17 protein-coding genes and 1 riboswitch are annotated in these 22,491 nt (G+C 48.5%); of the genes, 12 read left to right on the top strand and 5 right to left on the bottom strand.

Features of this window, described 5'->3' with window-relative positions; all coding sequences use genetic code 11:
• Positions 1 to 10 precede the first annotated feature (10 nt).
• Entirely contained in the window at positions 11 to 1,390 is a 1,380-nt protein-coding gene (locus SPIBUDDY_RS07780; RefSeq protein WP_013607201.1) for a deoxyribodipyrimidine photo-lyase, read from the top strand.
• Here SPIBUDDY_RS07780 and dnaE read toward each other — a convergent pair.
• Genes dnaE through SPIBUDDY_RS15665 form a run of 4 tightly spaced genes read right to left on the bottom strand, consistent with a single transcriptional unit; the run spans position 1,371 to position 7,303 of the window.
• Complete coding sequence (dnaE, locus tag SPIBUDDY_RS07775) at positions 1,371 to 4,283, bottom strand: DNA polymerase III subunit alpha (RefSeq protein ID WP_013607200.1); 2,913 nt, start codon at positions 4,281 to 4,283, stop codon at positions 1,371 to 1,373. The genes SPIBUDDY_RS07780 and dnaE overlap by 20 nt on opposite strands.
• Positions 4,273 to 5,451 (bottom strand): DNA polymerase Y family protein, encoded by a 1,179-nt coding sequence (locus tag SPIBUDDY_RS07770; RefSeq protein WP_013607199.1) that lies wholly within the window; start codon positions 5,449 to 5,451, stop codon positions 4,273 to 4,275. The genes dnaE and SPIBUDDY_RS07770 overlap by 11 nt, the downstream gene beginning before the upstream one ends.
• Positions 5,412 to 6,239, bottom strand: a complete 828-nt coding sequence (locus SPIBUDDY_RS07765) for a DUF72 domain-containing protein (RefSeq protein WP_013607198.1) — start codon at positions 6,237 to 6,239, stop codon at positions 5,412 to 5,414. The genes SPIBUDDY_RS07770 and SPIBUDDY_RS07765 overlap by 40 nt, the downstream gene beginning before the upstream one ends.
• 41 nt (positions 6,240 to 6,280) lie before the next feature.
• Positions 6,281 to 7,303, bottom strand: coding sequence for a GGDEF domain-containing protein (locus SPIBUDDY_RS15665; protein WP_013607197.1), 1,023 nt, complete (start codon positions 7,301 to 7,303; stop codon positions 6,281 to 6,283).
• Positions 7,304 to 7,483: 180 nt separating this feature from the next.
• On the opposite strand from SPIBUDDY_RS15665, the gene SPIBUDDY_RS07755 reads away from it, so the two are divergent.
• The 8 genes from SPIBUDDY_RS07755 to SPIBUDDY_RS15650 all read left to right on the top strand — a co-directional run bounded on the left by SPIBUDDY_RS07755 (position 7,484) and on the right by SPIBUDDY_RS15650 (position 18,646).
• Complete coding sequence (locus tag SPIBUDDY_RS07755) at positions 7,484 to 8,992, top strand: catalase (RefSeq protein WP_013607196.1); 1,509 nt, start codon at positions 7,484 to 7,486, stop codon at positions 8,990 to 8,992.
• A gap of 115 nt (positions 8,993 to 9,107) precedes the next feature.
• On the top strand, positions 9,108 to 9,887 hold the full coding sequence (locus SPIBUDDY_RS07750; protein WP_013607195.1) for an HAD-IIB family hydrolase: 780 nt from the start codon (positions 9,108 to 9,110) through the stop codon (positions 9,885 to 9,887).
• Positions 9,888 to 10,009: 122 nt separating this feature from the next.
• Positions 10,010 to 11,368: a PAS domain-containing protein gene (locus SPIBUDDY_RS15660; RefSeq protein ID WP_155816079.1), complete on the top strand. Its 1,359-nt coding sequence runs from the start codon at positions 10,010 to 10,012 to the stop codon at positions 11,366 to 11,368.
• Positions 11,361 to 14,198 (top strand): HD domain-containing phosphohydrolase, encoded by a 2,838-nt coding sequence (locus SPIBUDDY_RS15655; RefSeq protein WP_013607193.1) that lies wholly within the window; start codon positions 11,361 to 11,363, stop codon positions 14,196 to 14,198. Before SPIBUDDY_RS15660 ends, SPIBUDDY_RS15655 begins: the two co-directional genes overlap by 8 nt.
• A 143-nt stretch (positions 14,199 to 14,341) precedes the next feature.
• A complete protein-coding gene (locus tag SPIBUDDY_RS07735; RefSeq protein WP_013607192.1) occupies positions 14,342 to 15,271 on the top strand; it encodes a carbohydrate ABC transporter permease in 930 nt (309 codons plus the stop codon).
• Positions 15,272 to 15,274: 3 nt separating this feature from the next.
• Positions 15,275 to 16,120: a carbohydrate ABC transporter permease gene (locus SPIBUDDY_RS07730; protein ID WP_013607191.1), complete on the top strand. Its 846-nt coding sequence runs from the start codon at positions 15,275 to 15,277 to the stop codon at positions 16,118 to 16,120.
• A gap of 31 nt (positions 16,121 to 16,151) precedes the next feature.
• On the top strand, positions 16,152 to 17,432 hold the full coding sequence (locus tag SPIBUDDY_RS07725) for an ABC transporter substrate-binding protein (RefSeq protein ID WP_013607190.1): 1,281 nt from the start codon (positions 16,152 to 16,154) through the stop codon (positions 17,430 to 17,432).
• A 251-nt stretch (positions 17,433 to 17,683) separates the two neighbouring features.
• Positions 17,684 to 18,646 carry a GGDEF domain-containing protein gene (locus SPIBUDDY_RS15650; protein WP_013607189.1) on the top strand — a complete coding sequence of 321 codons (963 nt, stop codon included), beginning with the start codon at positions 17,684 to 17,686 and terminating at the stop codon, positions 18,644 to 18,646.
• Here SPIBUDDY_RS15650 and SPIBUDDY_RS07715 read toward each other — a convergent pair.
• Complete coding sequence (locus SPIBUDDY_RS07715; protein WP_013607188.1) at positions 18,637 to 19,041, bottom strand: hypothetical protein; 405 nt, start codon at positions 19,039 to 19,041, stop codon at positions 18,637 to 18,639. The two genes, SPIBUDDY_RS15650 and SPIBUDDY_RS07715, sit on opposite strands and share 10 nt — an antisense overlap.
• Positions 19,032 to 19,110: riboswitch (SAM riboswitch) on the bottom strand. It overlaps the preceding gene by 10 nt.
• A gap of 283 nt (positions 19,111 to 19,393) precedes the next feature.
• Here SPIBUDDY_RS07715 and SPIBUDDY_RS07710 point away from each other — a divergent pair.
• The 3 genes from SPIBUDDY_RS07710 to SPIBUDDY_RS07700 all read left to right on the top strand — a co-directional run bounded on the left by SPIBUDDY_RS07710 (position 19,394) and on the right by SPIBUDDY_RS07700 (position 22,490).
• Entirely contained in the window at positions 19,394 to 20,737 is a 1,344-nt protein-coding gene (locus SPIBUDDY_RS07710) for an ABC transporter substrate-binding protein (protein ID WP_013607187.1), read from the top strand.
• A gap of 71 nt (positions 20,738 to 20,808) precedes the next feature.
• Positions 20,809 to 21,651: a carbohydrate ABC transporter permease gene (locus tag SPIBUDDY_RS07705; RefSeq protein WP_013607186.1), complete on the top strand. Its 843-nt coding sequence runs from the start codon at positions 20,809 to 20,811 to the stop codon at positions 21,649 to 21,651.
• On the top strand, positions 21,648 to 22,490 hold the full coding sequence (locus tag SPIBUDDY_RS07700) for a carbohydrate ABC transporter permease (protein WP_013607185.1): 843 nt from the start codon (positions 21,648 to 21,650) through the stop codon (positions 22,488 to 22,490). The genes SPIBUDDY_RS07705 and SPIBUDDY_RS07700 overlap by 4 nt, the downstream gene beginning before the upstream one ends.
• The last annotated feature ends 1 nt before the right edge of the window (position 22,491 follow it).

Raw genomic sequence — 22,491 nt, 5'->3', positions numbered from 1 at the left:
TGCTCTTGGTATGATCGAGTCCCAAAGAATTACCTTGTTGTCTTCTATGCCGGTCAATAAAGCTGGCTCTTTTGTCGTGTACTGGATGCAAGCCGCCCAGCGCGTAAGGCAGAACGAAGCACTTGCATTCGCAATCGAGCAAGCCAATGCATTGGGCAAACCCCTGGTAGTCTTTTTCGGGTTGGAACGAAGCTTTGCCGGTGCACAAGAGCGGCACTATCGGTTCATGCTTGAAGGACTTGCTGAAGTACAGCAGCAACTGCGTTTGCTGGGCATTCCCCTTTGGGTGCATGGTGATGGAATCATACCAGGCCTTGCTAAACTCGTACCCTTTATCAGTGTATTGGTGACCGACCGGGCCTATACCAGAGTCGAGCGGCAGTGGCGCAAACAAGTTGCTTCGTTTGTTTCCTGTCCTTTCTATGAAGTCGAGACCAATGTAATAGTCCCTCTTGAAGCTGTTTCGGACAAAGAGGAATATTCGGCTGCAACGCTCAGGCGCAAGATTGAGAGCATGATCGCATACTTCGCCCAGATTGTTGCAATCCAAAAGCCTCTGGTGGATGGACTGTCTGAGGAACCCCTGTTCGCCTGTGTCAACCTTGGTGACACCGCCATGGTGTTGAAAGCACTTGCTTTAGGCAAGATGGGCGGTGTATGTCCTCACTTGGTCGGGGGAGAAATCCAAGCCCATCAAAAACTTTCCCAGTTCATTGAGTCAAAACTGAGTGGTTACGCAATACACCGTAATGATCCTTCACAGCAATTCAGTTCCGGTCTCAGCCCCTATCTGCACTTTGGACAGATAAGCGCAATCGATATCTACCACGCTGTGAGGGAAATCGAGGTTGAGGACGTCCCCGTCTTTTTGGAGGAACTCATTGTGAGGCGGGAACTCGCCTATAACTTTGTTTGGTTCAATCCCCTGTATGATGCCTATGAGGGGTTGCCCTCCTGGGCACAGAAGAGCCTTGCCTTCCACGAACAGGACAGACGCCCAATTCTGTATTCCTTCGCAGAACTGGAACAGGCTCAAACACACGACCCGTATTGGAATGCAGCCCAGAAGGAACTCACTGAACTGGGTACCATGCACAATTATCTGCGTATGTACTGGGGAAAGAAAATTCTTGAATGGAGCCCTTCCCCCAAGGAAGCCTTCATGCGTGCCTTGGCTCTGAACAACACCTATCAGATGGACGGACGCGATCCCAATGGTTATGCAGGAGTCGCCTGGTGCTTCGGCAAGCATGACCGGCCATGGGCTGAACGCCCGATCTTCGGCAATATCCGCTACATGAACGACAAGGGCTTGGAACGAAAGTTCAACATGAGTGGCTATCTTGCACGCATCGAAAAGGAAATAGGACTCAACTCCCAACTTTCTTGAGGTGCTGGACTTCCACGATCAAGGCGCCTTGGTCGTCCTGAACTAACCCAAAAACCACCAAAGGCCACAGCGATGAAAGCAAGGGGTAGAAGCGTTGATAGAGGTCGGGAAAGAGAACCGTTTCATACAACGCTGTCTCATCCTCGAAGGAAACAAAGCTCATGCTCTCTCCTGTTTTGGTCATAACCTGTTTTTGGGTGATCTGATACCCGATTAGATTCACATAGCGTCCGACATACTGACTCAGTTCCGATGCCCTGACACGTTTGAGACCTTGCAGGTACGACGACCAAAGCAGTAGTGGGTGGTAGGAGCGCAAAAAACCAAGAGCGGAAAACTCTCGGTGCAGTTCGTCCTCGGTATGTTTGACCTGTACCAGTGAGCGTGTTTGCCCAGGAATGTGTTTCTCAGGGGCAAAGAGCTCCAACTGATCGGAACGTGTCGTTCGCTCTGCATTGGTAAGCAAAATTCTCAATTGTTCACTGCGCCGGTACTGACGGCCAAGGCTGTCGCAGCATCCACTTTCCACCAAGGATACCCAATCCTCACGGCACAAGTCCAATCGGGTGGAAGCGTCCTTGAGGTCAAAGAACAATCCTCCTTTCCGTCTTTCTGCCAGTATCTGCATTCGAGTCTGCTCCTTCAGGTTTGCGATTGCCATCAGGCCGATGAACAGGGTGTTACCTTGGGCATGGTAGCAGATCCTGCTCGTATTGATATCGGGTCCCTCAACGTTGATTCCCATTCTCCGTGCCTCGCTTATATATGCTTGACTACGGTAGTACCCGCCTTGGTTGGACAAAACGGCGGCCATGAAATGGGAAGGGTGGTGAACCCTGAGGTAAGCACTCTGAAAGGAGACCATGGCATAGGAGGCTGAGTGAGGTTTGCAAAAAGAGTAGCCGTCGAAGCTGAGCATCATTTCCCAGATCTGTTGGGTTGTTTGCTCACTCACGGCATTGGCCTTGCAGCCGTCGAAGAACTGCTTGCGGTAGACACGCAGTTTCTCCCCGCCGGCTTTCTTGGCGATGACTTTGCGCAGTTTGTCCGCATCGGCTTCATTGAAGCCGGCAAGGGCCACTGCTGTCTTGGATACGTCCTCCTGGTAGCAGAGAATGCCGTATGTCTCATCCAGAATATAGCTGAGCCTTGGATGCAGTGGTTCCCACTTTTTTCCCCTGAGGCGCTCAACATACTCGGCAATGAACTTGTTCGCCGCAGGACGGATGATTGAGGAGTGGATGACAATATGTTCGAAATCACCACGGCCGGTCTTTTTCTGCAGCTGCCGCATCGCAGGCGATTCAATGTAAAAAACTCCCATCGAGTCCCCTTTTTCTAGGGCTGCGATAGTAGGCCCATCCTCAGTGGGATGCCACAGCCGCTGGTCAATAGAGAGTTCCTCTTCCTTAAGATTTTCCAGGGTGTCGCGGATGACGGCAAGGGAGCGGTTTCCCAGCAGGTCGATTTTGACAAACCCTGCCATTTCGGTTCCTTCCTTCTCCCAGGCAAGCAAGGGATACCCATCACTGCTGAGCCTCAGCGGTGCATAACAGTGTACGGGTTTAGGTGTGATGACCAATCCTCCGCAATGCATGGATATTTCCTTGGGTAAGCCTTCAAGCTTTGTTGCTATACGGCAGATAGTCTGCCACAAGGGGTCGTCGAGGTCTTTTTGTCCGCTGATGAACAGCTTCTTCTCGGCCTCGGTGATTTGTGTGTCACTGAGACCGTAGCAACGGCCGGTTTCCCTGACAGCCCCGCGCAGCCTGAAGCAGTTGTGATTGGCCACCCGTGCACAGTGGTCAATCCCAAAGCGTTCGAATACCGCTGCAAAGACACCATCGCGCTCATCCCAGGCAAAATCGACATCGATATCCGGGGGGTCGAGGCGGGAAGGGGAGAGAAAACGTTCAAAGTAGAGGTGGTAGGCCAGAGGGTCTACATTGGTAATGAACAGGCAGTAGGAAACGATGGAGGCGGCACCCGAACCGCGACCACAGGTGCGGCTGCTCATTTGTACAATATCGTGCATGACCAAAAAGTAGGGAGCAAACCCCTTGTCCCTGATGATGGCAAGCTCATAGGTGATACGCTCCATAATGGCGTCGTTTACTTCCCCATACCGTACTTCCGCCCCTTTCAGGACTCGTGCTTCCAGCTCCTTTGCCGCATCCTCAACCGGATACTCGGGGAAAATGAGAGAAGAGGGGAAGGGGTCGTACGCTTGAAGGAGGTTTGTGTTATCCACCGCCTCAGGCCAGCAGGAAAAAGCCTGATTCCATTGATCAGGATCGAGCAGGACATTGCATTGTGCTGCACAATCCTCTTCCTGCAGTGATCCCACGGTCTTGTGCAAATCCATGCAACGCAGGATGCGATGGACTTCCTTGTCCTCTTTTTCCAACAAGAGTGCATCGTCGCAGGCAAGAAGGGGAAGCGCAAGGTGGCGTGCAGTCTGCACGGCTTTGAGACAGGAAGGGGTTATGGCTGCATACACCAACAGGTTCTTTTGGGCAAAGGCATGGAGCAGAACAGCACTGGTGGTGGCAAGAACTAGGCCGTCGCTTTCTCTGAGCAGGGAAGGAAGGTACGAAAAAGAAGGGTCTTGTGCCCGCTGGGTAAGCAGCAGGCAGAGTTTCTCATACCCCTTCTGGCTTTGCACAAAGGCGTAGAGGGTGTCGCTTCCCTGTGTCAGGCAGGCAGCACAGATTAACTCTATGTTGCATCGTTGTGCTTCTTCCCTACATGCCGGATAGCCGCACAGGCTGTCCCGGTCGGTGATGGCTACTTTGCCTACATTCCACTGCTTGAGTTGGTCGAAAAGCCTATTCGGCTGCATGGTGCCCCAGAGCAGGGAATAGCTGGTAGTCAAGGCGAGTCTAGTTTCCATGATACAGCGCCGTTGCATGGGTGAGGATGCCCGGTCCGAACTTCTGGCGTACCTCGTCGATTGTGTGTTGCAGTGATTCTCTCTTGTGCAAAATCTCGGGTATGAACAAATCGGTCTGCTTTAGTGCAGGGCTTATGTCGAAGAGCTTGATGGTGAAGGCCAAAAGCCTGACTCTGCGTCCCAGCGCCTGTAGTGCAGCGCCGAAGAGCTCGCTCTCGATCTCATGGTCGTACAGCCACTGGCCCTTGGTACGTTTGGTGGCCTCACTTGTTCGTCCGTCGCTCCAGAAAAGAATAACCTGGACTGCTTGGCAACCCATGGCTTCTTGCCGCATCTGCAAGGCTGCATCCTCGGCTGAGGCGACAAGGGCAGCCTTGAGTTCCTCAAGATTGAGAATTGGCTCTGCAAAATTGACCTTTCTGGTGAAACAGCGCTTGTTCATCGCCCCTTTTTGCAGCGAAGAGGTGTCTAGTCCCCGGGCGGCATCCCGCAGTGCAAGGCCCCGTCTGCCCAAGAAAGCGATGACCTGATTGTCGTCCAAAGCGGCTATCTGCCCAATTTGGGTGATACCTGCAACCGACAGGATTCTCCCGATGGCATTTCCCACCCCCGACAGAAGACTGACATCCTGACTGGCCAAAAAGGAAGCTTCCTCGCCCTCTCTGATTTGGGCAAGGCCGCAGGGTCTTATCGCCCTGGTTCCGATTTTTGCCACCAGCTTGTTGGAGGCAACAGCAACGGCTCCTTCAAGACCAAGCTGTTCGCGGATTTCTTTGCGGATACGCAGGGCACTGTCCACCACCGGACCGAAAAGGCGGCCCGTTCCCTTCATATCGAGGTAGACATGCCCGCCCCTGTCACATTGGATATCAGGTGAATAGGATGCTACCAGCGAGGCTATGGCACTGTCTGCCTTGGCCGCAGATTGGAGGTCGGGAGGCAACACTTCCAAAGAGGGGAGCATGCGTTGGGCTGTACTGACCGGCATGCCGACACGGATTCCCTCTTCCCAAGCCTTGCGGGAAGCTGTGATGATCACCCGCCTTGCAGAACCCTCAAGGGCGATCGCAAACGGGCGGCTTGCAAGACGCGGCTGCTTTGCAATCGCAACCGCTGCTGCAAAGTCGGTTATGTTGATGTGGACAATGCTTGCTTCGCGCTCATGCATGCCTCACCTCCGCTTGCACCAAGCAGTTCCCTGAGCCGTTTGGCATTGGCAACCGCCTGTCCCCTGCGATGGTTGTTGAAGTACACCAGGATTTTGTTGGCTCCTACCGTCAGTGAGAGCACCCGCTCCAGCACGGCTTTCAACTCACTGTCACTGTACAGGTAGTCATATCTGCTTGCTGCATCGGAACCCCACCAGGTCTCCTTGTTTCTCCCATGCAGGCGTAGGTAGGCAAGCGATGAGGTGGGGACATCCATAACCGGGGGATTACCCTGGATTTGGGGAAGGTCGAGAGAGACAAACGAGACCTGCCTCTCGCGTAGGGAATCCAGGGTGCGGTTGTTGTACCACTGGCTGTTACGAAATTCCACCGCCAAGGGTAGGGGAGAAAGGACTCTGAGTAACGAGTCCAAATATTTTCTCTGATCGATTTCATAATGGAAGGAGGAAGGGAACTGCAAGAGTACAGCGTCCAGGACATTGCTTGTAAGCAACGGCTCCAAAGAACGGCGGAACAAACTTGCCATCTCTTTCCACTGTTGGGAATCGATGACATGGGTGAGACTTTGATGGGCCTTGATGGAAAACCTGAGAGAGGGAGCCCCTTGGTGCATCAAGGCAAGTTGGGCGGCTTCGGGCATGCGGTAGTAGCTGAAGTTCAGCTCCACAGTAGGAAATAGCTGTGCATAGCAGCTGAGAAACTCCTCACTCTTGGTGCCCTTGGGATACACGGGGCCTACCCACTCGGTATAGCTGTAGCCTGAAGTTCCTATCAGAATCGTACTCATACTTCAGATATACTATATATATGTTAAGTAATCAAGAGGAACTAGTAACCAGATACTTGGTCTTTTCCCTTCTCTTTTGCCTGATAGAGGGCTTGGTCTGCTCGCTTGATGAACTCAGTAATATCCTCTGTGGTATGGTTATAGATTGCACAACCGCAGGAGATGGTCATGCTTCCAAGCGATTTGCCCTTGTACATCACCACATGGTTGCGTACCTTCTTAACCAAGGTCTCTGCAAGAAGCATGAGTTCCTCTTTCTGCGTTTTGGGTAGGAGGATTGCAAACTCATCACCGCCATAGCGGCAAATACTGATGGAGATGTCGAAGTGATGAAGCATTATATTGGAAAGTTCTATGAGTACGGCATCGCCGGCGTCATGGCCGTAGGTGTCGTTGAAACGCTTGAAGTAATCCACGTCGAGCAGGAGAATGCCCAATGAGTAATTTACCGATTGTACCCGCTTCAGCTTGTTTTTCAGGGTTTCCTCGAAGTACCGTCGGTTGAACAGGCCGGTAAGGTGGTCGCGGATGGAACTTTCCTGCAACTGGTTGATCTGTGTCTTGATAAGGTGGTTAGCGATCGTGCTCAGTAAGGAAACAAAGAGAATGAATATGAAAAAACTCGGCCAGTTCTGTGTCTGAAGGATTGGGGTTTTCAGCACGACAAGTACCAAAAGTACTGCGTGAGAGGCAATAACGGCAAACGTGGCCGCAATGGGAAGAAAGAGGCTGGATAGAATGATTGAGCCGGTTATGTAAACCAGCGGGAAAAAATCGCAAAGGACTGCCCTGCTGTTAATCAGGAAGGAAGCCCAGGTACCGATAAAGGCAACTGCTACAATTAAAAAGGCACTGAACAGGTAGTACCCCTTGCGTAATACAAACAGGGAGACAAGCAACAGGATGAAGAGAAACGCCAGAAGAAGGGTGTAGGCTTTCTTGTCAGGGTTATGATACGAGACAGGAGCCAGTACTGCAAGCAAAGCGATGAGCACGATACCCAGCATGAAGGGGTGCAGTTTCTTCAGCAGTTTAGGTCGGAGATCAAGCGTATTGTCCTGCATGAGCTCATCCTCTCTTGTTGCAATACTATCACGACATACGCATTTCACCTAGATTCAAAGAGAAGGTTATTATAATACAAAATATCAATAAGTATTCATTTTACTTGTATTCCCCGTTGTCTACACTATACTGAGTACATGAGAAACTATTGTTTTAAAAAGAAATAAGGAGGACAAAGTATGGCAGATCGAGATGGGCGTGATGATTCGAAAAAGAAACCGTTGACTTCAATCAGTGGCCGTCCTATTGCACAGAATGAGAATATCCAGACAGCAGGCAAGCGAGGTCCGGCGACTTTGCAGGATACCTGGTATTTGGAAAAGTTGGCACACTTTGACCGTGAGGTCATTCCCGAGAGACGTATGCATGCCAAGGGTAGCGGTGCCTTCGGTACATTTACCGTAACCAAGGATATTACGCATTGGACCAAGGCAAATATTTTTAGTGAGGTGGGTAAAAAAACTGAAGTATTCGTTCGTTTCTCTACAGTTGCAGGCGAACGTGGTGCTGCCGATGCAGAGCGCGACATCCGCGGCTTTGCCATGAAGTATTACACCGAGGAAGGGAACTGGGATCTGGTTGGAAACAATACCCCTGTATTTTTCTTTCGCGACCCGATGCTTTTCCCCGACCTCAACCATGCAGTGAAGCGCGACCCCAGAACCAATATGCGATCGGCGCAGAACAACTGGGATTTCTGGTCAGCTCTTCCTGAGGCGCTGCATCAGGTGACCATAACCATGGGAGACCGAGGCATCCCCAAGAGTTTTCGGCATATGGATGGGTTTGGCTCTCACACATACTCTTTCATCAATGCAAAGAATGAACGAGTTTGGGTCAAGTTCACCCTAAAAACCCAACAAGGCATTGAGTTCCTTACTGATGCAGAAGCTGCAGCAGTTGTTGCCAATGACCGGGAGAGTAATCAGAGGGATTTGTTTGAATCCATCGAGCAAGGCAAATTCCCCCGTTGGACGATGTCTGTGCAGATTATGACCGAAGAACAGGCTGCAAAGCATCCGGACAACCCTTTCGACCTCACCAAGGTCTGGTACCATGACCAGTATCCCCTGCATGAAGTAGGGGTGCTTGAACTCAACAGAAACCCGGAAAACTATTTTCAGGATGTCGAGCAGGCTGCTTTCAATCCTGCCAACAGCGTTCCGGGCATCGGCTATTCTCCGGACCGTATGTTGCAAGGCCGTCTTTTCTCCTACGGCGATGCCCAGCGCTACAGGTTGGGGGTGAACCATTACCAGATTCCTGTCAACCGCAGCAAGGTGGATACCAATCACTTCCATCGCGATGGCGCGATGCGTATGGATGGGAACTTCGGTGGCAGTGTTCACTACAGCCCAAATTCGTATGGGATGTATAAGGATCAGAATGCCCTCACCGAACCTGCCTATGACGGGGGAGGGCCTGTCGATCACTATGACTATCGTGAGGACGATGACAATTATTACGAACAGAGTGGTAAATTGTTTGCTCTTATGAAAGCGGATGAAAAGCAACGCCTCTTTGAAAATACTGCACGAAACATGCAAGGAACTACACTCTTGGTGCAAAAGCGGCATATCAGGCACTGCTACCTCGCCGATCCTTCTTACGGGGAAGGTGTGGCGTTGGCATTGGGCCTTTCAATTTCCGAGGTCGACATGAAGGATACTTACGGAGCCCGAGGTTGATTTTTCTCCCTTGTTCTCGTTTTCCTATCCTGCAGTCTATTCTGTACTGCAGGATAATTGCTTGTACCAACTACTATTCTTTGTCATACTATTTGCAAATTGGGCGGAGGTAGGTGTGAGTTTGTATGCAGGCATGTTTTTCTGTGATGTGGATGGTACCATCCTTCCTCATGGCCAGCGTGAGGTTTCGTCGGATTTTTTCTCCTTGGTTCATGAAGCGAAGAAGAAAGGGTACCTGTTCTGCATTTCCAGCGGACGGTTTCACCTTTCCTTGCTTCCCCTCTTTGAGCAAGTCAAGGACGAAGTGGTCTTTTCCGCTTCCAATGGCTGCAGGATCTTGTACCAAGGTCAGGAGTTGCTACCCAACCATACCATCCAAACTTCAGATGCCCGCCAAATAACCAACGACTTGCTCTCTCTTGGTGCAATCCCTCTGCTCTCGGGCAAAAAAGCCATCCATCTGCCTTTTTCTGCATTGGAGCAGGAGAAAAGCAAGGGATATCTATCCAAGGGGTTTACCCAGACTTTCGATGCCTTCTCTGATATTGATGATGAGATTCTCCAAATAACGGGAGTCTGCAGGCAGAATAAGGCTGCAATCCTGAATCAAAGTCGTAAGACTTGGGCAGCTCGTTACCATGTGGTAACCACCGGCAAGGAACTCTTCGATATTTGTCCTACCAGCAAGGGGGAATCGCTTCTTGCCATCAGCTCGTATTTCGGCCTTTCTCGACAGAATACTTATGCCTTCGGTGATGATGAGAACGATATTCCCATGCTCGGTGCAGCCGGAAAGGGGTATCTGATGGGCACCGCCCACGAGACACTGAAAGCACAGGAATTCGAACATTGTCATGATGTAGTGGGTACTGTGAACGCAATTTTGTTGCAATAATGAAAAATCAATTGTCTGAAAGCTAAAAATCTAGCGAGTTTGTTGTGGCTATGCTATCGTAAGGTATACCTTTTGATAAAGGAGTGGCACAGGTGCTCATCCCCTGTTTTACCGAGGGTACAATGTACGTATTGCTTATCGCCATTCTTTTTCTGATAAGCTGTGTAGGCTTTGTACTGTTTCTCAGGAAAAAGACTGATCACCCTTCTGATGAGAATCAAGTTGCTACTTTGTTGCGATACATGCCTGAAGGATATATCGGTTTGGATGCGCATGGGGTAATTCGGGAAGTCAACGAAACCTACCTAACGATGACCGGGTACAAGAAAAGTGATTTGATCGGAAAGAGCCTGGATATTTTATTTTCCCCTACGCGAAAGGAGACTCTTGTCTCACAATTGAAGACTGTTGAGATGCAGAAATCAGTACTCATGGAAACGGAGCATCGCTGTAAGGGTGGTGCTTTCTTACCGTTTGAAGTATCGGTTACCTCCCTAGGAGAGAAATCCCCTGCTTTTATGTGTTTCTATCGCGATATTTCCTTACGCAAACAGTCCGAGCTTTCACAAAAATATTATACCGATTTGTTACGCTACGTCATCGAGCACACCAAAAGCGCAATTGCCATTCATGACAAGGATTTGAACTATCTGTATGTAAGTCAGAAATACTTGGACGAATATGGACTGAAGGATGCTGCGTCGATTATCGGCCGACATCACTATGAGGTGCTGCCCGATCTGCCACAAAAGTGGAGGGATGTTCATAAAAGGGCTTTGGCTGGAGAAGTTGTCAGTGCAGAGGACGATCCCTATGTTCGAGCCGATGGAAATGTAGAATATACGCGATGGGAGTGTCGTCCTTGGTATTCGCAGGAAGGTGCGATCGGGGGCATTATCATTTACACGGAAATGATAACCAAGCAAAAGAACATTGAGAACGAGCTCAGAGAAGCAAAGAATTATCTCGAAGCCCTGCTGACGCATGCGAATGCTCCCATTGTTGTGTGGGATGCAGCATTTACCATTACCTTGGCCAATCAGTCGTTTGCATCCATGTTCGAGCAACATGTCAACGAGGTACTCGGTAAAAAACTTACTGAATATGCAAAGCATATCCCAGAAGAGTTTCGGATTGATCTCTTTCGGCAGTTGGATGAAAACCTCGAAATTACATCTTCAGAACTTGCTATGCTGCAAAAGGATGGGAGCATTAAAACGTATCTCTGGAACGCAAGCCCCATATTCAATCCCACTAGCGGCGAGTTGGTAGCTACGATTGCACAGGGGCAGGACATTACACAACGAAAACAGATTGAGCAGGAGAATGCCCAGCAGTTGGCCCAGCTTAAGCGTTGGTATGCAGTGATGACGCATCGTGAAGACAGAATTATGGAGTTGAAACGAGAAGTGAATGCGCTCCTGAAAAAAGAAGGAACACCGATTCGGTATGCTGCAGTGGAGGAAAGCCCGAATGCGTAGGCTGATACAAACCCTCATCGCTTCAGTAATCCTGCTCATTCTGAGTACTACCTTGACCGCTGGAGTCGGCAGTACGGCATTCCTTGCACTCTTGGATGAGAGTGAAAAAAACTTTCTGGTTTCCCATCCAGTTGTCTCTGTCCTCTACGATCCTGCTTGGGCACCCCTGGAATACCTGGACATCGATGGCAAGCCTGCTGGCATGTCCAAGGAATATTTGGACAGAATTTCAGACATTACTGGACTTACCTTTGAAATTGATAGTTCTTTGGACTGGCAACAAGGGTATCAAAAATTGTTGGGCGGCGATATCGATATGACCGCCTCACTCAGTTCAACCGCTGAACGCCGAAAGCATTTGGTATTCACAGACCCGTATCTGAGTGCTCCTTTGGTCATTGTTGCCCGCCAGGATGCAGGATATATCGGTAACCTACATGAGCTGCAAGGACGTAAAGTAGTCGTTGTACAGGGGTACTCCAGCGAAGAATGGTTAAGGACCGACTATCCAACGCTCGACTTTATTTCTGTAGGCACCGTAGAGCAGGGCTTACGAATGGTACAGAAGGGCGAGGCATATTGCATGGTGGAAAACCTTCTGGTGATCAACCACTATAGTACGAACCTTGGCTTGAACTACGAAATTAAGGTTGTTGGCAATACTCCCTATATTCATGCACTTTCTATGGGCGTTCATAACAATGTAGCACCACTGTCGTCGATCCTGGACAAGGCTATTCAGTCTATTGCACCTGAAGTACGTCAAGAGATGTATGAAAACAATCTGCCTCTGCAGTATAAGAAGGCCATTGCTCCTGCTACCGTGCAATGGCTCATTGCGATATCCGTATTTCTGATTCTCATCCTGGTTTTTTGGATATGGACGTTGGTTCGCGAAATCAGGGGGAGGGAGAAGGCTGAAACAGAGAAAGAAACAAGCCAACAAAAGTTTGAGCAGCTTTTCTCCAACGCGCCTATGCCATTGGCCCTTATTGGTTTTGAAGGCTCAGTCATAGCGGTCAACAAACAATGGTATTCGGTGTTTGGTTTTCAAGGTTCCAGTATCAATCATGTATCGACTTGGTATGATACAGTGTATCCAGACAGTACCTATCGTAATTCCATCAAAAAACAATGGGACGAATCGATTGAGAAAGCCAAAAGTGCCGTAAGCTCTTTAATTCCACCGCTAGAATGCATCATCACTACACAGAAAGGCGTTTCCCATACCATGGAAGTTTCTGGAACGATATTTTCCGATAGTATTCTTGTTACGTTTTTCGATATTTCTGAAAGAAAGCTCGCCCTTGAAGAGGTAAGGCATTTGCATCAGGAAGCAGAACACAGCCGCCAAATTGTGCTCAGCGCCCTGGAGGACCAAACGCTGTTGCATCAATCACTGATGCGTAGCAGTGCGACGCTCGATGCCGCCATTAATTCCATGATTGATGCTGTGTTCATTATCGATGTCCAGAGCCATTTCATACTGGTCAATAAGGCTTTCCTTGCCTACTATCGATTCTCTTCTCGCGATGAATGTCCGCCAGACCTTTCTTCCTTCAAGCTTTTGTTTGAGGCTTATACCGAGAATGGCAAAAAGCTGGATACCCAGCAGTGGTCGGGCTTTAGGGCTTTGCAGGGTCAGTCGGGAACTACTGAGTACTCAGTCTATAAAATAGCCACTGCTGAACGTTGGGTTGGCAGCTATAGTTTTGCCCCCATTTATGACACGAAGCAAACACTCCTGGGTGCTGTTGTTGTTTGCAGGGATATTACTGAAGAAAAAGCTTATGAGCAGAAACTTTTGTTCCAGCGAAACCACGACTTCCTGACTGGTTTATATAGCAGAGTATATTTTGAGGCAGCATTGAAGAATCTGCGAAACAAAGTTCCTTTTACCCTGCTTATTGTTGACATCAATGGCTTGAAGCTGGTAAATGACTCGCTTGGTCATGAAATGGGTGATGCAGTGCTGAGAAAGACTGCGCAGCTCTTGAGCCAGTTATGCAGCAACGATAGTGTTGTCGCCCGGTATGGCGGTGATGAGTTTGTTTTTTTGCTTGAAGACAAAACTGCCGATGAAGCGGAGAGGTTTATCCGCAACCTTGAGAATGCTGCAAAGCAAGTAGCCATCGAATCCTTCCACCTCTCACTTTCCTATGGCTATGCCACCCGGTCTTCCCTCTCTGAGGATGTGCAACTGGTGATGAAGCGAGCCGAGGACATGATGAACCGCAACAAGCTCTATGAGAGCAGCAGTGCAAAAAACAAGTCCATCGGCCTTGTCATCAACTCCCTGTTTGCCAAAAGCAATCGAGAATCGGCACATTCACGGCGTGTCAGCTCGCTGTGTGCCTTCTTAGCCGAGCAGCTTGGGCTTCCCGAACGGGAGGTCAACCGCATGCGCGTTGCGGGTCTTATGCACGATATCGGGAAAATCGGGGTGGAAGAGGCTATTCTGAACAAGCCGGACAGTCTTACGAAAGAAGAATGGGAAGTCATGAAGCGGCATCCGGAGATCGGATACCGAATCCTTTCGGCTTCCAGTGAATTCAATGACCTTTCAGTAGCAATTCTGGAACATCATGAGCGTTGGGATGGAAGAGGCTACCCCAGAGGCTTGAAAGGGGAACATATTTCCAAGCAAGCGAGAATTATTATGATTGCCGACTCCTACGATGCCATGACCAGTGAAAGGTCCTACAAGAAACCGCTGTCCAGCGAGGAGGCTATTGAAGAGATTAGAAATTGCTCAGGAACCCATTATGATCCCGCCATTACAGAAGTATTTTTGGCAACAATCCATCGATTTGGCGCTATTTCAAACTAATCGTTAGCAAAACCAAGCAATTATATAGAGTTTATACTTTGTTTAAAATTTGTATGTGTCCGAGCACAATCACTTGTATTTTGGTAAAGTTGTGATAGTATGAAAATGAAATATCGCTTGTTTCCTACGGGGGAGATTCTTGCATGGTTGATTTGCACCGAAAGAAGGTTTGGAAGGAAAACCTCAGTTCCTATGCCTTTTTAGTACCTTGGCTGCTGGGATTTTTGGTTTTAACTCTCTATCCCATGATGTATTCGCTCTACCTTTCGTTTACGAAATTCAATATCCGTACCCCACCTGTGTGGATCGGATTGCGCAATTATCTGGTGATGTTTGCAGGAACCGATGCAATTCCCATGGATGAGCGGTTCTTAAACTCAGTGTTTGTAACCTTCAAGTTTGTGTTCATCTCCGTGCCGCTTAAGCTGATTTTTGCTTTGGCTGTAGCTATGCTGATGAACAAGAAACTCAAAATGATTGGATTATATCGTGCCCTGTACTATATTCCAACGTTGCTTGGAGGATCGGTTGCTATCGCTGTGCTCTGGAGACGATTGTTTGCAGGCGATGGTTTGATCAACATGATCTTACGGGGAGTCTTTGGACTGGAAAACTTGCCGGCTTGGATTTCCAACCCGACCTACTCGCTGTATACGCTTATTCTGCTTGCCGTGTGGCAATTCGGCTCTCCTATGATTATTTTCCTTGCGGGTCTGCAACAGATTCCCCGTGAGTACTATGAAGCATCAAGTGTTGATGGGGCCGGCAAGGTACGCCAATTCCTTGCAATCACCCTGCCTTCGCTTTCACCAATCATTTTCTTCAACTTTGTCATGCAGATGATTAGTGCTTTCCAATCCTTCACCCAGGCTTTCATCGTCAGCGGCGGTTCCGGAGGTCCTTTGGACTCCACTATGTTCTATAGTCTGTACTTGTATATCAAAGGCTTTGGCTTCTCAGAGATGGGATATGCAGCAGCCATGGCATGGGTCTTGCTGCTTATTATTGCAGGCTTGACAGCCGTTTCCTTTAAAGCCTCTGGAAACTTGGTTTCCTATGGAAGCGGGGAGTAAGCTATGCAAACCAAGAAAACGCTATTCAATCATCTCTTGCTCAATGCTTTCATCATTGCCCTGGGTCTTGGCATGCTGTATCCCATTCTCTGGCTTATCGGAGCATCCTTCAAACCCAGTAATATGATTTTCACCGACCCCGGCATTTGGCCGAAGGTTTTTACCTCTCAGAATTACCGAGAGGGTTGGAAGGGTATCGGTATCGTAGGGTTCAACACGTTCTTCAAGAATTCTTTCATCATTTGCCTGCTCAGCGCCTTTGCCAACGCAATGTTCTGCTCGCTGACAGCCTATGCATTTGCAAGGTTGCGGTTTGTCGGGAAGAAGTTTTGGTTTGCAATCATGATGATCACCCTCATGCTTCCTTCCCACGTCACTACCATTCCCCGTTACATCATGTTCCGCAATTTCGGTTGGATCAACACGTTCCTGCCGATCATTGTGCCCAAGTTCTTTGCCACTGATGCCTTTTTCATCTTTCTGTTGGTGCAGTTCATCAGAGGCCTGCCCCGTGATATCGATGAGTCAGCACTCATCGACGGCTGCAGCAAGTTCGGTATTTATACACGGATTATCATGCCCTTGACTGTACCGGCTTTGATCACGACCTTGCTTTTCTCGTTTCTTTGGACGTGGGATGACTTCTTCAACCAGCTGCTCTATCTCACCAGTCCGAATAGGTATACCGTCCCTATGGGACTTAGGTTGTTTTTGGACTCCTCGGGTATGTCTTCGTGGGGACCGATGTTTGCCATGTCAGTGCTGTCGCTGATCCCGGCATTCACCCTGTTCTTCTCCCTGCAAAAGTATTTTGTCCGAGGTATCGCTACTACGGGAATCAAGGGATAAGTACTATCCCTTAAGAATTAGGAGGATTTCTATGAAAAGAACCATGTTGGTTTTGCTTTTCGTGGCACTCGGTGTATCCCTGGTCTTTGGTGCAGGAACCAAGGAAGAGGCTGCAACTGCTGCTGGCCCGAAGACGATTCGTTGGGCTTACTGGGGAAGTGGAGAGCGAGTAACGATCAGCCAAAAGGCGATTGAACTGTATGAATCCCGCAATCCCGGTGTGAAGGTGAACCCTGAAGTATCCGGTGGAGCAGGCGATCATTTTGTAAAGGTTGACACCCAGCTCGCGGGTGGCGATGGTCCGGACATCATCCAGATGGGTGGAAACATTCCTGACTATGCCAGCGTACTGCTTCCTTTGGACTCGTATGCAGGCAACCTGCTGAACACTGCAGTCATCGACCCCAGTGCAGTAGCTAGTGGAACCATCGGCGGCAAGCTGCTTGGCGTATCCACCGGTGTAACCATGCCCGCATTGGTTTACAACAAGTCCTTGATTGAACGAGTCGGTGCTCCGTTGCCGAAGACTTCCATGACCTATGATGAATTCCGTGCATATTTGATGGTACTGAAAGGCAAGCTGCCTTCCGGTGTCTATCCGATGCAGGATATTGGTGTTATGTCTACCAACTCCACACCATTCGGTTACTGGAGTCGTTTCAACGGGACCCCGCTGTATACAGCTGCCACAGCTTCTACTGCAGTTACCGCAAAAGATGCCCAGAAGTATTTGGAACTCTTTGCCGATTTCCGCAAGAACGGCCTTATTCCCCCACCGGATGTTGCCGCAGGCTATGCAGAGAGCAATGCTGACTCTTCAGCCCTTATTGCAGGCAAAGTTGCGATTGGGTATTTGTACACCAACCAGCTGAGCGGTTATCAGGCAGCAACCACCGACGAACTTGCCCTTATTGAGTTCCCCGGTGCTGCAGCTACCAAGGCTTTGTGGCAGGCTCCCAGTCAGTTCTATACCGTCAACAAGGATTCCAAGAATGCTGAAGAGACGGTTAAGTTCATCAACTTCCTGGTCAACGATCCGGAAGCTGCCCGTATTCTTGGCAGCAACCGTGGAACTTCGGCTTCGGCTTCCGCCCGTGCTGCTGGTTCTTCCTCCCCGGTTGACCAGAAGATTCTTGACTACATGCAGGTTGCAGGTCCTCACTCATCTGCCGAGACCGACCACGTGCCCAACGACACTGAGTTCAACAGCACACTCTTCTTGATTTATCAGAGAGTTGCCTTTGGCCAGATCACCCCGGCACAGGGTGGCCAGCAGGTATATGAGCTTCTGCTTCGCTTGATCGCCAAGTAAGCATCATTTCTTGTGTGATAGGGGGCAGCAATGCCCCCGTTTTTCAGTATAAGCGATTGCTGTAAATACCTGTAGGTTTGCCATATTCTCTGAAGTTCTACCTTGGTACACCCACAAAACTTACGTATATAGCCTCTCTTTGGTACTGACACTTTCCCTGTGATGGGGTACAACACTACACAATAATCAACGAAGAGATAGCAATCAGGAAACACCTACGAAATATCAAGGCTACCAGAATCATAAGTTTTGTGCTTTGTATTGAGCAGGCAGTCTACGGTCTGCTCATTGCAGAGAATAATTCTGAATTACAGACACTCTATTTTGTCAGTGCTGCTGTAATTGGTTTTCTTTTTGTCTTCAGTTCGGTGATCCCAGTATTACTTAAGAACAAAACGAGTCTGGTCTATTCACTACTGGACATCCTCCCACTTGGCATCGGAATGGGAATTGCGTATGTGAGAATGATCTCAGTTTCCACGAGTTTCTTCAATATTCCAACTGTGTACCTTGCTATCCTGTATTGCGGGTCGGTCATATTTCTCTTGTCGTATCTTCAGAGTGCATTACTCTATGGAATCATACTTTGCATATCCATCTTTAGTGTAGGAAGAATAATTCCAACCGATCCTTCCATACCCTTTGCTGCTGATTTTTTGATTAACGGTGCTATTGCATGGGCAGTGTCAGCAGTTACGTATAACCGGTTTCTTCGAACTGAGAACCAACGCTTGCTGATTGAAGTACAAAACAAGCAATTGACCTTCATCAGTGAACACGATTGGCTTACCGGCCTTTACAACCGCAGGAAACTCGATAGGTATCTGCTCAATAAAGACTCGTTTACCTCTGCGATACTCTTCGACCTCGACCACTTCAAGACAATCAATGACACCTATGGACATCAAAAAGGTGACCAGGTACTCAAAGAGCTGGCTGACTTAGCGCAGTCGTTGGTTTTACCAGATGAAGTGGTAGGTCGATGGGGAGGCGAGGAGTTTCTCATCCTCACCCATCGTGAAGGGTATGCGGTTGCCCAAAATCTTCGAGAAGTGATCGCCGCATATCAATTTGCCAAGGGTATCACCATAACTGCAAGTTTTGGTGTTGCCAAGTGTAATCAACACCAGAGTGTACAAGCCTTGATCAGTACTATTGACCAAAATCTCTATACGGCTAAGTTGCAGGGACGGAACAGGGTTGTCTACACCTGATTAATGTGAGCGACATACCGATTAGGCTTTCGATTAATTGTCTGATACAGTAATACTTCATTGAGGTACTGCAATATCGCTTGCTCAATTGCTTGCTCACCTTTGGAAGTGAAGCGATACAAATCGGCGTCTTTCTTGTCTTTCACTAGATACCTGTCTTCACAAGTACATTCTGAAGCCTTGATTTTGGGAAATACAGCAGAAAAGTGTTCGATTGTAGTGGGATTTCTTTCATTGGTCAGCGATATGTCCACAGCAATAGGATCATACCCGGCCATCCCAAGGGCAAAGCCTTGGTTCAAAACATTCAATTCAGCGTAATAGGTGACACCTTCAACCTCATAGGTTTCGGTGATACGATGCCCTTTCTGGATATACATGAGTGTGTACTGCATACCTGGACTCCTTTTAGCAAGTTGTTTTGCGACGCTGCAAGTTGGTACTAAATCACGTCGTTGTTACAAGTATAAACCCTCTCTCATAGATAGGCAATAAACCTGATAAAAAGATACTGAACAGGGGAGCAACCTGTATGGAAGTTTTAAACGACTTGTAAGGTAAAAAACACATTTGTTTTCAAAAAAACATAGGTTGGTATAAAAATATACAATGAGTGATATATATATTCTAAAGGTTATTAATAAAATTAGTTGACCGGTTTATAAAACCGGTTTAGTATAACTATGTACTGATTGAAAATTGGGTGTATGTGCCCAATGAACGGTAACAAACAAGGAGAACGAATCCATGAAAAAGAACCTGTTTATCGCCCTGTTGATTGTCCTGTTGGCAATGAGCTCGGTTGTCTTCGCTTCCGGTGCTCAGGAAACTGCAGCAGCGAAGGAAGTGTATTTTTTGAACTTCAAACCAGAGATTGCCGATGTCTATGAAACCAAGATTGCTCCCGCTTTCGAAAAAGAAACCGGTATTAAGCTGAAAGTGGTAACCGCAGCTAGCGGAACCTATGCCCAGACGCTTAAAAGTGAAATTGCCAAGAGCAATCCTCCGGTAATTTTCCAGACCAACGGCCCGATCGGACTGGCAGATAGCAAAAATTATACTGCGGACCTGAAGAACACCGAGTTCTACAAAATCCTCAGCGACAAGTCCATGGCTCTCGGCGATGGCACCAAAGTACTGGCTATCCCCTATGCAGTGGAAGGCTACGGTATTATTTACAACGATGCCATTATGAGAAAGTATTTCGCTCTTCCCAACAAAGCTGTTTCCATCAAGAGTGCCGATGAGATCACCAACTTCGCAACCCTCAAAGCAGTAGTCGAGGATATGACCAAGAATAAAGCCGCTCTGGGCATCCAGGGAGTGTTTGCTTCAACCAGTCTTGCTGCAGGCAACCAGTGGAGATGGCAGACCCACCTTGCAAACGTTCCTCTGTACTTTGAAGTACGGGACGCCAACATTGCAATGGGAAGTAAAGTCCCTGAAATCAAGTTCACCTACAGTGCAAACATGAAGAACATTTGGGACCTGTACCTGAACAACAGTGCAACCGCAGCCGGATTGCTCGGAGGAAAGAGTGTGGATGACTCCATGGCAGAGTTCGCTCTGGGACAAGTTGCCATGGTTCAGAACGGCAACTGGGGTGCTGGCCAGATTCTTGGTGTCAAGGGCAACAAAGTCAGCGATGCCGACATTAAGTTCATGCCCATCTATACCGGCGTAGCAGGTGAAGAGAAGTACGGCCTCAATGTAGGAACCGAGAACTACCTCTGTATCAACAGCAACGTAAGTGCCGAGCAGCAGAAAATGGCAGACCAGTTCCTCACCTGGCTCTTTGCAAGTGAAACCGGCAAGCAATTTGTTAAGAACGACCTGATGTTCATCACTCCGTTTAATACATTCAAGGACAACGAACTTCCTACCGATCCGCTGGCCAAGGATGTCATCCGTTGGATGAACAAGCCTGGTGTGTCCTCCCTTCCTTGGGCTTTCTCCATGATCCCCTCCGAAGAATGGAAGAACCAGTTCGGTGCTGCACTTGCTGATTACAGCGTAGGCAGAAAGACGTGGAACGAAGTTGAGAAAGTAGCTGTTGATGCTTGGAAGACTGAATTCAAGCTCACCAACTAGGCACCTATTCGCTCGGGTTATCCGCCTTGCCTCAGGCTAGGCGGATTATCCATTTTCTTGGGGAGTCTGCTATGCAAAAATCCATTCAGAAATATTTTGCGCTCTTTGCCCTACCTGGACTTATCTGTTTTGCCATCGCATTCCTGATTCCCATGGTGATGGGCGTAGTCCTCTCATTTTTTAAGTTCACCACCGTTACCGATGGAACCTTCATCGGATTTGAAAATTATAAGCGCATCTTTATCAACAATGATTTCACCAGCGCCCTTTGGTTCACCGCCCGGTTTACTATTGTTTCGGTGATTACCATCAACCTTGGGGCTTTCACCCTTGCTATGCTTTTAACACGGGGCATACGGGGAACCAATGCATTCAGAACCATTTTCTTCATGCCCAACCTGATCGGCGGCATCGTGCTTGGTTGGATCTGGCAAGTGATCATCAATGGCGTATTACTCCCTCGGGGAGTGACAATCGTAAGCGACCCCAAGTATGGCTTCTGGGGTTTGATTGTTCTCATGAATTGGCAGAATATCGGCTATATGATGGTTATTTATATCGCCGGAATCCAAAATATACCGCATGACCTGATTGAGGCAGCCCAGATTGACGGGGCGGGGAAGGTGGCTATGCTTCGATCAGTCATTCTTCCTTCCATTATGCCTTCCATCACCATTTGCTCCTTCCTCACCCTTACCAACGGTTTCAAGCTGTTCGACCAGAACCTGGCCTTGACCGCTGGGGACCCGGGAAAACAGACTGAGATGTTGGCTCTGAACATTTTCAACACCTTCTATGGTCGTAGCGGCTTTGAAGGGGTAGGCCAGGCTAAAGCTGTTCTCTTTACCCTGCTGGTAGCCTTTATTGCGCTTACTCAGCTACGCCTTACCCGTAGCAAGGAGGTACAAGCATGAGCCCAAAGAATAATGAGAAACGCAATACCCTGATTTTGACCATCATTCTTGCCTTGCTTGCTATGTTCTTTCTCTCCCCCATACTTATCGTTTTCATGAATTCCTTCAAGTCAAAACTGTTCATCTCGAATGAACCGTTTTCCTTTCCGAGATCAGACACGTTCAGTGGAAGTGAAAACTACCTCAGCGGGTCGCAGAAAATCAAATTCTTCAACGCTTTCGGGTATTCCTTATTCATCACAGTATTCTCGGTAATCGGTATTTCATTGGTGACCAGCATGCTTGCTTGGTACCTTACGCGGGTAAAAACAAAGTTCACAAGCTTTGTATACTACCTGCTGGTATTCTCCATGATAGTACCGTTCCAGATGGTTATGTTTACGATGAGTAAAACGGCCAATATGCTGCATCTGGACAATCCCATCGGTATACTGGTTTTGTACATAGGCTTTGGTGCAGGACTTGGAACCTTTATGTTCAGCGGGTTTATCAAGAGCATTCCTCTCAGTTTGGAAGAAGCTGCCATGATCGATGGTGCCGGACCGGTGAAAACGTTCTTTCTTATTGTGTTTCCCATCCTCAAGCCCACCGCAATTACCGTGGCCATTCTGAATACCATGTGGGTATGGAATGACTACCTTTTACCCTATCTGACGATTGGAACCGAATACAAGACCATTCCTGTTGCCATCCAGTACCTCAGAGGTGGATATGGAGCCGTTGATATGGGAGCCATGATGGCCATGCTTGTTTTGGCAATGATTCCCATTATTGTCTTTTATCTGTCGGCTCAGAAATACATTATCCGTGGTGTAGTTGCCGGCGCAGTAAAGGGTTGAT

Origin of the sequence: Sphaerochaeta globosa str. Buddy (assembly GCF_000190435.1) — a bacterium.
Classification (GTDB): Bacteria; Spirochaetota; Spirochaetia; order Sphaerochaetales; family Sphaerochaetaceae; genus Sphaerochaeta; species Sphaerochaeta globosa.
This window is presented reverse-complemented; position numbering and strand designations above follow the sequence as displayed.